Raw genomic sequence first — 13,553 nt, forward strand, 5'->3', positions numbered from 1 at the left:
ACGTCGCGGTGTACGGCGCCCGCTACCGGGTCAGCGCCAGTGCCAGCACCGAAGCCGTCACCGCCGTCACCGCCAGCACCGCGCCGGTCCCCAGCAGCCGGGTGACCGGCACCCGCACCCCGTACGCGTGGCACCGCTCGTACCACAGCAGCGTCGCCAGCGACGCCCACGGCGTCACCACCGGGCCCACGTTGGTGCCGATGAGCAGCGCCAGCAGCTGGTCGTGGTTGGCCAGGGGGACGGCCGCCTCCCCGGCCAGGTAGACGGGGAGGTTGTTCAGGACGTTCGACAGTCCCGCGCCCACCGCCGCCGCCCGGAGCAGGCCCGGCAGGCCGCCGTCCTCGCCGACCGCGGCGGCCAGCAGCTCGTGCAGCCCGTTGGCGTTGACCGTCTCCACCACCAGGAACATGCCGGGCACCATCACCAGCAGCCGCCAGGGCACCAGGGACAGCCGCAGCTCCGACCGGCGGCGCACCGCGAAGGCCGCGACGGCGACGGCCGCCGCCGCCGCGGACGCCATCCACAGCTCCACGTCGGCGACCAGGATCGCGACCAGGAAACCGGCACAGGCCAGCGCGCAGGCCCGGAACAGCACCGGATCGGCGGGCCGGTGCACCGGCGGCGGCGTGTAGCGGTCGCGGCTCCCCGCCCGTACGTCCCCGGCTCCCGCCCGTACGTCTCGTACGCCCTCGGCGCGGGCCGCGCCGGGCCCGCCGGCGGCCGGGGCGCCCGTGTCCGCGCGGCCGGACCCCGGCCGGTCCCGCGCATCCCGCCCGGTGTCCCGACCGGCGTCCTCCGGGCCCTCCCCCCGCCGCCCGCGCCGCCAGAAGAACAGCCACAGGCACGCCATGGTCACCGCGATCGCCGCCAGCTGCGGTGCCCACATGCGGGCGGCCAGGCCCGCCGGGGTCAGCGCGACGCGGTCCGCGGCCAGCAGGTTCGTCAGGTTGGACACCGGCAGCAGCAGGCTCGCCGTGTTGGCCAGCCACACCGTGGTCATCGCCAGCGGCACCGCCGCGATGCCGACCCGGGAGGCGAGCGCCAGCATCACCGGGGTCAGCAGCACGGCGGTGGTGTCCAGGTTCAGGGCGATGGTGGTGACCGAGGCGAAGGCCACGCAGAGCAGGAACAGGGCCGCGTAACTGCCCCGCCCGGCACGGGCCACACGCGCCGCGACCACGTCGAACACCCCGGCCTTGCTGGTCAGTTCGGCCAGCACGATCACCGTGCCGAGGAACGCCAGCAGCGGGGCGATCCGGTGCATCGCGTCGCCGGCCGGCCCGGTCGGCAACAACCCGGAGGCCAGGCAGAGCAATCCCGTCACCAGCAGCCCGATCGCCAGCCGGTCCAGCACATGCAGACGCAGAAAAACACGCACGCTGGGAAGCGTCGCACATCCGTGCGCGGTTCGGGGCGGGTCCGTCACCCCACCGGTACGCCGGGGGGCCTTCCGGCCGGGAACGCGGCCGCAAAACCCGTCTGCACCGAGGGGTGGCAGAGGCATGATGGACCCATGGTGGCTCGACAGAACGCCCCGGGGGACACCGGGCCATGGGACTTCTTCATCAGCTACTCACCGGCCGACGAACGCTGGGCGTCCTGGATCGCCTGGACCCTGGAGGAGGCCGGCTACCGCACCGTCCTGCAGGCCTGGGACTTCGTGCCCGGCACCAACTTCGTCGACTTCATGGACCGCGGGGTCAGCGAGTCCGCCGCCGTCATCGCCGTCCTGTCCCGCAACTACGAACGCTCCCGGTACGGCCGCATGGAGTGGCAGGCCGCCCTGCGCGCCGACCCCGACGCCCCGGAGCGGCGGCTGCTCACCGTGCGCGTCGAGGACATCCCGGTGGAGGGCCTGCTCGCCACCATCACCTACGTCGACCTGGTCCCGGTCGCCGACCCGTCGGCCGCCCGCGACCTGCTCCTCACCCGGGTCCGCCAGGCCCTCGACGGCCGGGCCCGGCCCACGTTGCGTCCCGGCTATCCGGGCGGCGGTGACGGTCCCGCGGCCCCGCCCGCCGGTCCCTCGGTCCCCGTCGCGCCGGCGCCCGGCCGGCCGCTGGGCCGCCCCGGCTGGGCGGGGCGGCGCAGGCCCGCGGCGGCACCGGTCTACCCGCGGGTCGCCGGGGACACGGGGGCGCGCGAGGCGGTCACCGTGCTCCACCTGGCCGGGCCCGCCTTCGGCCGCGGCCAGGACCCGGCCGGGTTACAGGCCGCGATCTGGGGCGACCTGGTCGAACTCACCGACACCGGGGCGCCCGCCCCCGACCTGCTGGTGGTCACCGGCGACCTGACCGCCTCCGGCAGCCCCCGCGAGTTCGAACAGGCCCTGGCCTTCCTCACCGGGCTGCGGGCGCTGCTCGGCCTGGAGCCGCACCGGGTGGCCGTCGTCCCCGGCGGACACGACGTCAACCAGGCCGCCTGCCGCGCCTACTTCAGCACCTGCGAGGCCGACGAGATGCCGCCCCGGCCGCCGTACTGGCCCAAGTGGCGGCACTACGCCCGGCTCTTCCAGGAGCTCTACCAGGGCCTCGACGCGGTCTTCGACAGCGACCAGCCCTGGACCCTGTTCCCCGTGCCCGAACTGCACACCGTCGTCGCGGGCCTGAACTCCTCCATGGCCTACAGCCACCGCCTCGACGACCAGTACGGCATGATCGGCCCCGAGCAGGCCGCCTGGTTCGCGCAGGCGCTGCGCCCGTACGAGACCGAGGGCTGGCTGCGGATCGGCGCCCTGCGCCACCCGCCCGGCGACCCCCGCCACCCCGGTGCCCGCCGCACCGCCGGCGCGCGGGGCACCGCCGCCCCGGACGGCGCGGGCCCGCTGCGCGACACCGACGTGCTGGCCCGGCTGACCGCGCCCCGGCTGCACCTGCTGCTGCACGGCCCGGACGAGCCCGGCGCGGCCCCCGTCCTGGCCACCGCCTCCGGCGAGGTGCCCGTGCTCGGCGCGGCCGGGCCCGGCCGGCACCGGCTGCTGCGCATCGGCCGCGACTCCCTGGCGAGCTGGGACGCCCCCGGCGAGCCGCGGCGCCACCAGGCCGCGTGGCGGCGGGCCCACCGCGCCTTCGGCCCCGGCCCCGACGGGACGGCGGACGCCGCCGGTCCGCACGGCGCCCCGGCCGGCCCCGAGACCCCGGCCGGATCCGCCGCACCGGAGCAGGGGCAGGGGCAGGAACCGGAGCGCGAGCCGCGCGCGGTGCAGTCCCCGGCCGAGGTGCTGCTCGCCCGGGTCGCCGAGGTGTGCCGCACCCGCCACGAGGGCGCCCAGATCCGCCCAGTCGCCGGCCCGGTGCCGCAACTGCTGGTCACCTGGACCGAGTCGGGCTTCGTCCGCCAGCAGCGGGTGGCCGTGCACACCGGCACCCCCACGGCCGACGACATCGAGCGGTTCACGGCCCTCGTCCACGCCGCCGACACCGAGACCGAGGCCGAACTCGTCCACGACGGCCCGCCGCCCGCCCGCGACCTGCGCGACACGGCCCGCCGCAGAGGCGTCCGGGTGCGCAGCTTCACCGAGTTCCAGGGCCTGCTCGACCTGCGGGGCTACGTCGCCGCGCAGAACGAGCGGCTGCGCACCGACCCCCGCTACCCCCCGGACATGTACCTGCCGCAGCGGTACCGGGAGGTGGAGCGCCTCGGCGCCGAGGACCGCGACCACCTGGTCGACGACATGCTCCGGCTGCTCGACTCCGACCAGGGCCGCTTCCTGCTGCTGCTCGGCGACTTCGGGCACGGCAAGACCTTCGCGCTGCGCGAGCTGGCCCGCCGCATCCCCGCCGAACTGCCGCACGTCATCCCGCTGCTGGTGGAGCTGAACGCGCTGGACCGGGCGTACTCCTTCGAGGGGCTGGTCGCCGCCCACCTCGCCGCCCACGGCGTCGACAACATCGACCTGCGCGCCTTCCGCTACATGTTCCAGCAGGGCCGGATCGTACTGCTCTTCGACGGCTTCGACGAACTCGTCAACCAGGTCAGCTACGACCGCGCCGCCGAACGCCTCCAGGTGCTGCTGGACTCCGTCGTGGACAGCGCCAAGATCGTGGTCAGCAGCCGCACCCAGCACTTCCGCTCCCAGGACCAGGTGCTCACCGCGCTCGGCGAACGCGTCGGCCTGCTCCCGCAGCGCCGGGTGCTGTCCGTGCAGGAGTTCACCCCGCAGCAGATCCGCGCCTACCTGGTGAACCGTTACGACGGCGACGAGCGCGCCGCCGACCGCCGGCTGCGGCTGCTGGACGCCATCCCCGACCTGCTCGCCCTGTGCCGCAACCCCCGGCTGCTCGGCTTCGTCGCCGACCTCGACGACGACCAGCTGCGCGCGGTCGCCGGGGCCGGCCGCGCCCTGAGCCCCGCCGGGCTCTACCGGGAGGTCCTCACCGCCTGGCTGCGCTTCGAGGAGCACCGCGCCACCGGCGGCCCCGGCCGGGCGCCCGGGCTCAGCCTCGACCAGCTGTGGAACGCGGTCACCGTGCTCGCCCTGCGCCTGTGGGAGAGCGGCCAGGAGGCGCTGCGGCTGGACGAACTCACCGACGTCGCCGAGACGCTGGCCGGGCTCGCCGACACCCGGCTGTCGGTGCCGCAGACCGCGCACGCCATCGGCTCCGGCAGCCTGCTGGTGCGCAGCGACGACGGCGTGTTCCGGTTCATCCACGGCTCGGTGGTGGAGTGGCTGATCGCCCGGGAGTGCGCCCTCAGGCTCGCCGCCGGCGACACCGCGCTGCTGGCCCGGCGCCAGCTGAGCCGGCTGGCCGTGGAGTTCCTGTGCGACCTCGCCGACCACCGCGCCTGCCAGGAGTGGGCCGAGCGGACGCTGAGCGGCACCGGCCGGGACGGGCACGACCCGGCCGTCCGGGGCGAGGAGGTCGCCCGCGCCAACGCCGTGAAGGTCCTCGCCCGGCTGAGGGTGCCCGCCCACACCGACCTGCGCGGCGCCTCCCTGGCCGGGGAGGACCTGTCCTACCGCGACTTCTCCGGCGTCGACCTCACCCGCGCCGACCTCACCGACGCCCGCCTGGTCGGCGCCAACCTCTCCGGCGCCGTGCTGCGCGGCACCCGGCTGACCGGCGCCCGGCTCGACGGCGCCGACCTGACCGGTGCCGACCTGCGCGGCGCCGACCTGAGGCGGGCCCGGCTGATCCGCACCGACCTGACCGGCGCCCGCGTCGAGGGCGGCCGGTGGCGGCGCGCCGCGCTGATCTCCGCGACCACCACGGAGGAGTTGCCGGCCGCGCCCGAGCTCGCCACGGCGGCGATCGCCCCGGGGATGAGCGTCGACTCCGGCTTCCGGCCCTCCGCGGTCGGCGTGCCCTACGGCTTCGACATGCGCACCAGCCGCCTGCCCGAGCCCATCTCCTACAGCCCCGACGGCGAACTCCTCGCCGTGGGCGGCGAGGACGGCGGCGTCCTGGTCTGCGACGCCGACACCGGCACCCCCCTGCGCACCCTCCAGGGCCACACCGGCCGGGTCTACGCCGTCAAGTTCCGCGAGCGGGTGCTGGCCACCGGCAGCGCCGACGGCACCGTACGGCTGTGGGACCCGGTCTCGGGCCGCTGCCTGCACCGGCTGGAGATCCACCCGGGCGGGGTGTGGCCGGTCGTCCTGAACGCCGACGGCTCCCTGCTGGCCACCGGCGACGCCGACGGCACGGTCACCGTGTGGGACACGGCCTCCGGCACCCCCCTGCACCGGCTGCCCGGTCACGCGGTGCCCGTCTACACGATCGCCTTCGCCCCGGACGACGGCCTCCTCGTCACCGGCGACGCCGCCGCCGCCGTACGCCTGTGGAACCTCGCCGGCGGACGGCCGGCCGGGGACCTGCCGGGCCACCGGGGCGCGGTGTTCCGGGCCCGCTTCTCCCCGGACGGCACCCTGCTGGCCACCGGGGACATGGGCGAGGGACGGGCCGGCACGGTCCGGGTGTGGGATCTCGCCGCCCGCCGGGTGCGGCACGGCTTCACCGGGCACGCGGGCCGGGTGTACACCCTGGACTTCCACCCCGGCGGCCGGTTCCTGGTCAGCGGCGACACCGAGGGGGAGGTGCGGCTGTGGGACCTGGAGCGGGGCGGCTCGGCCGGGCTGCTCGGCGGCTGCCGCGGCGCCGTGTACCAGGTGCTGTTCGACCCCGACGGGTCGCTGCTCGCCGCCGGGGACAGCGCCGGGGTGGTCCGGCTGTGGCGGTTCGGCCCGGAGGCCGGTCCGGTCCCCGACGGCCGGCCCGCCGCCGTCCCGCTGACCCGCCAGCCCACCGAGCACCGCGGCTCGGTGTGGGTGTGCAAGTTCCGCCCGCACGGCGACACGCCCGCCCCGGAGACCGGCTCCCTGCTGGTCACCGGCGGCAACGACGGCGTCGTCCGGCTGTGGGACCCCTCCGCCGGCCAGGGCCGGCGCATCCTGCGGGGCCACGGGCGCCGCATCACCAGCCTGTCCTTCAGCGCCGACGGCTCGATGCTGGCGGCCGGCGGCAACGACGGCGTCGTCCGGCTGTGGCACTCCGTCTCCGGGCGGCGGCTGCGCGAGCTGACCGGGCAGAGCGACCGCCTGGTCTCGGCGGTGTTCAGCCCCGGCGGGCCCCTGCTGGCCACCGCGAGCAGCGACGGCAACATGTACGTGTGGAACGCCGCCACCGGCGAGTACCAGCGGGAGATGGACGTCGAGACCGAACACGTCTGGGCGGAGGCGTTCAGCGCCGACGGTGAGGTGCTGGCCACCGCCAACGACGACGACACGGTCCGGCTGTGGTACCGGGCCACCGGCGCGCACGTCGCCACCCTCGCCGAGCACTACGGCCGGGTCCGCTCGATCGCCTTCCACCGTGACGGCGCCGCCCTGGCCACCGGCTGCGACGACCGCAAGGTACGCGTCTGGGACATGGCCGACGGCCGGCTCACCGAGATCCTCGACGGGCACACCGACCGGGTCTACGCCGTGGCGTTCGCGCCCGACGGCTCCTGGCTGGCCAGCGCCTCCTGGGACGGGCAGGCGGTGATCTGGCGGGACGGCGCCGCCGCGCACCGGCTGACCGGCCACACCGGCCGGCTGTGGACGGCCGCGGCGCACCCGCGGCTGCCCCTGCTCGCGACCGCCGGCGACGACCGGACGGTCCGCCTGTGGGACCCGCACACCGGCGCGGAGAAGGCCGTCCTGACCGGTCACACCGGCCGGGTGCTGGCGGTCGCCTTCAGCCCCGACGGCTCCCTGCTGGCCAGCGGTGGCGAGGACGGCACGGTCCGGCTGTGGAACGTGCCCGCCGACGCCCCGGCCGGCCTGCGCGCCACCCTGGTCGGCATGCCGGAGGGCTGGGCCGCGCTGGCGCCGTCCGGCGGCTACAAGTACGAGGGCGACGTCACCGGCGAGTTCTGGCACGCGATCGGCATGTGCCGCTTCGAGCCGGGCGAACTCGACGGCAATCTGCCGGGCGTGCGGAACGTGCCGCTGGACGATCCGCTGGAGTGAGGCGGGGCCGGAGCGGTCCGGGCGGGGCGGTCGCGCTTCCTCGTGTGGCCGCCCTGCCCGGTCCCGCGCCACCGATGGCGTACGCCGCGCCCGGGACGAATCGGGGGACAGGGACGAACCGGCGAACAGGGACGGGCCGGGACGAGCCGGAGAACAGGAACGGACCGGGACGAACCGGAGAACGGGGACGGGTCGGGATGAGCCGGATAACAGGGACTAACCGCGCTCGCGCAGCGCGCACAGCGTGTCGATGCGGTTCGTCGTGATCGAGTCGACGCCGGCGGCCAGGAGCCGGCGCATCGAGCGGCGGGTGTCGGGCGTCCACACCGACAGCAGGTGGCCGCCGCGGTGGACACGCTCGGCCAGGGCACGGTCCACCAGGGAGAAGCGGTAGTTGAGCCAGCGCGGCCGGACCGCCTCCAGCAGGGCCGGCCGCGGCGGCGCCAGCGTCGTCCACGTCAGGGCGATCTCGGCTGCCGGGTCGGCGGCGCGGACGGCGAGCATGGTGCGGGCACCGGCGCAGTAGTACACGCGGTCCTGCGCGCCGCACTCCCGGACGGCGTCCACGATCCGGCGCACCGCCCGCGGGCCCGGGGCGCCGGGCAGGTCCAGCATCACCCGGCTCCCGTCCGTCGCGGCCAGGGCCTGCGCCAGCGTCGGCACCCGGCCGCCGGTCAGGTCGCGCACCTCGGCCGCCGTCAGGGAGGACAGCGGACGGTCCTGTTCCCACAGCCGTTTCAGCGTCTCGTCGTGCAGCAGCACGGGGACGCCGTCGCGGGTGAGGCGTACGTCGGTCTCCACCGCGTCCGCGCCCAGGCGGAGCGCGGAGCGCAGCGAGTCGAGGGTGTTCTCGCGGACGCGGTAGGGGTCGCCGCGGTGGGCCACGGCCGTCACGGTGTGCATGCGGGCCATTGTGGCGGGACGCGGCGGGCCCTTCGCCCGGCGGGGTTCGGGGCCCTTTGCCCGGCAGGGTTCGGGACCCTCCGTCCGGCGGGGTTCGGGGCCCTTCGCCCGACGGGGCTCGGGACGGCCTTGCCCGGCGGGGTTCAGGAGGCGAGCCACCGGGCGGTGTACGCGTCGATCTCGTCCGTGAGGGCGGCCTTGCCCGCCGCGTCGAGGAAGGACGCCTCGACGGCGTTCTTCGCCAGCTCGGCCAGGCCCCGCTCGTCGAGGTCCAGCAGCCGGGCGGCGACCGCGTACTCGTTGTTCAGGTCGGTGCCGAACATCGGCGGGTCGTCGGAGTTGATCGTCACCAGGACCCCGGCGCGCGTGAACTCCTTGACCGGGTGCTCGTCGAGGGTGCGGACCGCGCGGGTGGCGATGTTCGAGGTGGGGCACACCTCCAGCGGGATCCGGTGCTCGGCGAGGTGCGCCAGCAGCTTCGGGTCCCGCGCGGAACTGGTGCCGTGGCCGATGCGTTCGGCCCGCAGGTGGGTGAGCGCGTCCCACACCGTCTCGGGTCCGGTGGTCTCCCCGGCGTGCGGTACCGAGTGCAGTCCGGCGGCGACGGCCTGGTCGAAGTACGGCTCGAACTGGGGGCGCGGCACGCCGATCTCGGGTCCGCCCAGCCCGAAGGAGACCAGGCCCTCCGGGCGCAGCCGGTCGTCGGTGGCCAGCCGCGTGGTCACCTCGGCGGACTCCAGGCCGGCCTCGCCGGGGATGTCGAAGCACCAGCGCAGGACGGTCCCGAAGTCGGCCTCGGCCGCCTTGCGGGCGTCCTCGATGGCGTCCATGAAGGCGCGCTCGTCGATGCCGCGCCGGACGGAGGAGTACGGGGTGACGGTCAGCTCGGCGTAGCGGATGTGCTGCCGGGCCATGTCCCGGGCCACCTCGTACGTCAGCAGGCGGACGTCCTCCGGGGTGCGGATGAGGTCGACGACGGACAGGTACACCTGGATGAAGTGGGCGAAGTCCGTGAAGGTGAAGTAGTCGGCCAGTGCCTCGGGGTCGGCGGGGACCCGGGAGTCGCGGTGGCGGGCGGCCAGTTCCGCGACGATCCGGGGGGAGGCGGAGCCGACGTGGTGCACGTGCAGTTCGGCCTTGGGCAGCTGGGCGATGAAGGAGTGCAGGTCACGAGGGACGCGCGCGTCGACGAGACGGTCGGTCAAGGTTCCTCCCCGGGAGCGGCGTCCTGGGCCGGCCGGTCGGGCTGGGGGACGCGGGTGATCGGCTGATCGATGGGTCGGGGATCATCGTAGGCCGGTCCCGCGCCGCACGGGGCGGGCCGTAGCATGGCGGAACGATCGACTCAGGGGGACGCGACATGACGGACGCAATACAGCCGGGCGGGGATTCCGCAGGCGGTCACGACCCGTGGGCGCCCCCCGAGAGCAGGACGCCGCCGGCCAAGGGTCCCGAGCCCGCCGGCGGACCGCACGGACAGCAGCCGCCGTCCGTGCACGACCAGGCCACGATGGCCTCGGTGCCGGCCTCCGGGTACGGCGCCCCCGGCTCCACCCCGCCCGCCGGGTCCCCCGCTCCGGGAGAGGCGGCCGCGTACGGCGGCGGAGCCTTCGCCGTGCCGCCTCCGCCCGTCGCGCCCACCGGCCCGGGCGCCCCCGGCGGCTACGGCTACCCGGCGCCGCCCCAGGGCTACGGCTGGCCCGGTGCGCCGATGCCCCCGCAGAACGGCATGGGCACCGCGGCGATGGTGCTGGGCATCCTCTCCTGCTGCCTGTTCTGCCTGTACGGCGTGGTCTCCGTGGTGCTCGGCATCCTCGCCGTGGTCTTCGGCATCAAGGGACGCCGCAAGGCCGAACGCGGCGAGGCCGCCAACCACGGCCAGGCGGTGGCCGGTCTGATCACGGGCGTCATCGGCATCGTCCTCGGCCTCGCCGTGATCGTCCTGCTCGTCATCGGGATCACCTTCGCCATCAACGAGGAGCAGGAGTCCGACCCTTACTACGGCGCCGCCCACCCGGGGCCGGTGGCCGCGGTGACGAACCGCTGACCCCTTCCCGCCGTCTCCCCCCTCCGCTCCTGTCCCAACGGGGCCCCGTCGGGGAGGAGAAGGCGACTACGATGCCCAGACATCAACGAGGGGAGAGCACTTCATGTCCCACGCCCAACCCGGACCCGATGGGTTCGGGCCGCCGCCGTCCCAGCCGCCGCAGCCGGCCGGCGGCTACGCGTACCCGCAGTCCGCTCCGGCTGCCCCGGGGTACGGCTACCCGAGCCAGGACCAGCCCTACCCGGTGACGCCGGCGGCTCCGCCGGCCTATCCGCAGGCGCCCGGCTATGTCATGGCGGCACAGCCGAGCAACGGCATGGGCACCACCGGACTGGTGCTCGGCATCATCGGTGTGGTGTGCAGCATCACCTTCTTCCTCTGGTTCTTCGGCGTCATCCTGGGCATCCTCGGGATCATCTTCGGCGCCATCGGCCGGAGCAAGGCCAACCGGGGCGAGGCCACCAACAAGGGCGCGGCGACCGCCGGACTCGTCTGCGGCATCGTGGCCACCGTGATCCTGCCGCTGCTGGGATTCCTGCTGTTCGCGAGCCTCATGAGCAGCGTCTGAGACGGACTGGGACGGGCTGAGACGGACTGGGACGGTCGGGGACCGTCCGGGTCCGCGGCGCGGACGAGCGGTTCTGCGGACGAGCGGTTCCGCAGGAGGGGGCCGGCCCGGGGGGCCGGCCCCCTTCAGTTCGCCCGCAGCCGTGCCCGCGCCTCCATCAGCGCGAACCCGAGCAGATTCAGCCCCCGCCACCGCCGCGGATCCGTCGCCGCCTCGTCGTCCGCCGCCAGACCGATGCCCCACACCCGGTCCACCGGGCTCGCCTCCACCAATATCCGCTCGCCGGTGTTGAGCAGGAACTCCCGCAGACCGGCATGGGCGGCGAACTTGTGGACGCTGCCCTCGACGACGATCCCGAACCGCTCCCGCTCCCAGACGGCCTCGTCGAAACCGCGCACCAGCCGCCCCGCCTTCTTGGCCTGGGCGGGATGCTCCGCCGCCAGCACCCGCGCCTCGGCCTCCGCGTCCCCGAAGAGCCGCGCCTTGGCCGCCATCATCCAGTGCTCCGCGGTCGCGTACTCCACCCCGTCCACGGTGAACGGCGACGGCCACCACTGGCTCAGACAGCCCGGACCGATCCGGCCGTCCGGCCACGGCCGGTGTCCCCAGAAGCAGAGGTACTTGATCCGCGCCCCCGCGCGGACCCGGTCGGCCAGGGCTTCCCGCGAGCGGACCGCCTCCGTGGTCTCTTCCCCCGCCTCCGTGGTCTCTTCCCCCGCCTCCGTGGTGTCTTCCACAACTCCCGTGGTCTCTTCCACAGCCCCCGTGATCTCTTCCATGCACGCGAGTCTGGCACGCGCCACTGACACTCCGTCCGCCCTTGTGACCTGCGACTCGACACCTGGTCGACAGATTCCGTCGCGTAACCAAAAGGCAACAACGGAATCACTTGTTGGAGGCCAAGCGCTCTGTCAGGATCGGCACCCACATCAAGCCTGAGCCACGCCGACGCCCCACGGCAGGCGCCTCTTCGAGGGCGGCCCTCAGGCACACGGGCCTTCGAGGACAGTCCCGACGGTCACACGGAGGAGAGCCACATGCACCACCCGGGCAACGACACCCCGGACCGCTTCCCGGCCGAAGAGCGCTTCGCGGACGGGGCGCAGTACATCGCGGGCCGCCTGGCCGAGGGGACGTCCGGCCGGACGCACACGGTCGTCGACCCGGCGACCGGCGAGAGCGTCCTCACCTACGCGCTGGCCGGCCGCGACGACGTCGACGCGGCCGTCGCCGCCGCGCGGGAGGCGTTCCCCGGCTGGGCCGGCGCCACCCCGGGCGAGCGGTCGGACGCGCTGCACCGTTTCGCCGCCGTCCTCGCCGGCCGGGCCGAGGAGTTCGCCCGCGCCGAGTCCCTCCAGTGCGGCAAGCCGCTGAAGCTGAGCCGCGAGTTCGACGTGCCGGGCACGGTCGACAACACCGCCTTCTTCGCCGGTGCCGCCCGCCACCTCCAGGGACAGTCGGCGGGCGAGTACTCCGGCGACCACACCTCCTACGTCCGCCGCGAGCCGATCGGCGTCGTCGGCTCCATCGCGCCCTGGAACTACCCGCTCCAGATGGCCGCCTGGAAGATCCTCCCGGCGATCGCCGCGGGCAACACCATCGTGCTCAAGCCCGCCGAGATCACCCCGCTGACCTCGCTGCTGTTCGCCCAGGCGGCGACGGAGGCCGGCATCCCCGACGGCGTCGTCAACATCGTCACCGGCACCGGCAAGGAGGCCGGCGAGCACCTCGTCGGCCACCCGGACGTGGCCATGACCTCCTTCACCGGCTCCACCGCCGTCGGCAAGCGCGTCGCCGAGGTCGCCACCGCCTCCGTCAAGCGCCTCCACCTGGAGCTGGGCGGCAAGGCGCCGTTCGTCGTCTTCGACGACGCCGACCTCGACGCCGCCGTCCACGGCGCGGTCGCGGGCGCGCTGATCAACACCGGCCAGGACTGCACGGCCGCCACGCGCGCCTACGTCCAGCGGCCCCTGTACGAGGCGTTCGTCGAGCGGACGGCCGCCCTGATGGAGACCGTCCGCCTCGGCGACCCGTTCGCGCCGGGCACCGACCTCGGCCCACTGGTCTCGCACGCCCAGCGCGACCGCGTCGCCGCCTTCGTCGACCGGGCCCGCTCCTACGCGCGCGTGGTGACCGGCGGCGAGGCCCCGCAGGGCGAGCTGAAGAACGGCGCCTACTACCGGCCCACCCTGATCGCCGGCGCCGCCCAGGACAGCGAGGTCGTCCAGGCGGAGATCTTCGGCCCGGTGCTGGTCGTGCTGCCCTTCGACACCGACGACGAGGGCATCCGGCTCGCCGACGACACCCCCTACGGGCTCGCCGCCTCCGCCTGGACCCGGGACGTGTACCGGGCGAACCGCGCCACCCGCGAGATCAAGGCGGGCTGCGTGTGGGTCAACGACCACATCCCGATCATCAGCGAGATGCCGCACGGCGGCTACAAGGCGTCCGGCTTCGGCAAGGACATGTCCGCCTACTCCTTCGAGGAGTACACCCAGCTCAAGCACGTCATGTTCGACAACACGGCGGTGGTCCGCAAGGACTGGCACCGCACGATCTTCGGGGACCGATAGCCAGCTCGC

General features: G+C 74.8%; 8 protein-coding genes. 4 read left to right on the forward strand and 4 right to left on the reverse strand.

The window, feature by feature from the left end; translation table 11 throughout:
* Positions 1–22 precede the first annotated feature (22 nt).
* Positions 23–1,378: an SLC13 family permease gene (locus tag ABZ340_RS21355; RefSeq protein ID WP_358783376.1), complete on the reverse strand. Its 1,356-nt coding sequence runs from the start codon at positions 1,376–1,378 to the stop codon at positions 23–25.
* Between the two features lie 135 nt (positions 1,379–1,513).
* Here ABZ340_RS21355 and ABZ340_RS21360 point away from each other — a divergent pair, with 135 nt between their 5' ends.
* Complete coding sequence (locus tag ABZ340_RS21360; RefSeq protein ID WP_358783377.1) at positions 1,514–7,453, forward strand: TIR domain-containing protein; 5,940 nt, start codon at positions 1,514–1,516, stop codon at positions 7,451–7,453.
* A gap of 216 nt (positions 7,454–7,669) precedes the next feature.
* On the opposite strand, the gene ABZ340_RS21365 is transcribed toward ABZ340_RS21360, so the two are convergent.
* Positions 7,670–8,356, reverse strand: coding sequence for a glycerophosphodiester phosphodiesterase (locus ABZ340_RS21365; protein WP_358783378.1), 687 nt, complete (start codon positions 8,354–8,356; stop codon positions 7,670–7,672).
* Between the two features lie 143 nt (positions 8,357–8,499).
* Positions 8,500–9,561, reverse strand: coding sequence for an adenosine deaminase (locus ABZ340_RS21370; RefSeq protein ID WP_358783379.1), 1,062 nt, complete (start codon positions 9,559–9,561; stop codon positions 8,500–8,502).
* A 155-nt stretch (positions 9,562–9,716) separates the two neighbouring features.
* On the opposite strand from ABZ340_RS21370, the gene ABZ340_RS21375 reads away from it, so the two are divergent.
* Together ABZ340_RS21375 and ABZ340_RS21380 are read left to right on the forward strand one after the other, a co-directional pair.
* The gene (locus ABZ340_RS21375; RefSeq protein WP_358783380.1) at positions 9,717–10,403 is read left to right on the forward strand and encodes a DUF4190 domain-containing protein; all 687 of its coding nucleotides are present in this window, start codon (positions 9,717–9,719) and stop codon (positions 10,401–10,403) included.
* A 103-nt stretch (positions 10,404–10,506) separates the two neighbouring features.
* Complete coding sequence (locus tag ABZ340_RS21380; RefSeq protein ID WP_358783381.1) at positions 10,507–10,971, forward strand: DUF4190 domain-containing protein; 465 nt, start codon at positions 10,507–10,509, stop codon at positions 10,969–10,971.
* A gap of 125 nt (positions 10,972–11,096) precedes the next feature.
* Here ABZ340_RS21380 and ABZ340_RS21385 read toward each other — a convergent pair whose 3' ends face one another.
* Positions 11,097–11,774 carry an NADAR family protein gene (locus ABZ340_RS21385; protein ID WP_358783382.1) on the reverse strand — a complete coding sequence of 226 codons (678 nt, stop codon included), beginning with the start codon at positions 11,772–11,774 and terminating at the stop codon, positions 11,097–11,099.
* Positions 11,775–12,008: 234 nt separating this feature from the next.
* Between ABZ340_RS21385 and ABZ340_RS21390 the strand changes: the two genes are divergently transcribed.
* Positions 12,009–13,544 carry a gamma-aminobutyraldehyde dehydrogenase gene (locus tag ABZ340_RS21390; protein WP_358783383.1) on the forward strand — a complete coding sequence of 512 codons (1,536 nt, stop codon included), beginning with the start codon at positions 12,009–12,011 and terminating at the stop codon, positions 13,542–13,544.
* Positions 13,545–13,553 lie beyond the last annotated feature (9 nt).

This window comes from Streptomyces sp. NPDC006134, from assembly GCF_040628835.1.
GTDB lineage: Bacteria > Actinomycetota > Actinomycetes > Streptomycetales > Streptomycetaceae > Streptomyces.

Excerpts from the sequence above, each read along its gene's own strand:
- ABZ340_RS21360 (WP_358783377.1), top strand. The coding sequence starts at position 1,514 with ATGGTGGCTCGACAGAACGCCCCGGGGGACACCGGGCCATGGGACTTC.
- ABZ340_RS21365 (WP_358783378.1), bottom strand. The coding sequence starts at position 8,356 with ATGCACACCGTGACGGCCGTGGCCCACCGCGGCGACCCCTACCGCGTC.
- ABZ340_RS21375 (WP_358783380.1), top strand. The coding sequence starts at position 9,717 with ATGACGGACGCAATACAGCCGGGCGGGGATTCCGCAGGCGGTCACGAC.
- ABZ340_RS21380 (WP_358783381.1), top strand. The coding sequence starts at position 10,507 with ATGTCCCACGCCCAACCCGGACCCGATGGGTTCGGGCCGCCGCCGTCC.
- ABZ340_RS21390 (WP_358783383.1), top strand. The coding sequence starts at position 12,009 with ATGCACCACCCGGGCAACGACACCCCGGACCGCTTCCCGGCCGAAGAG.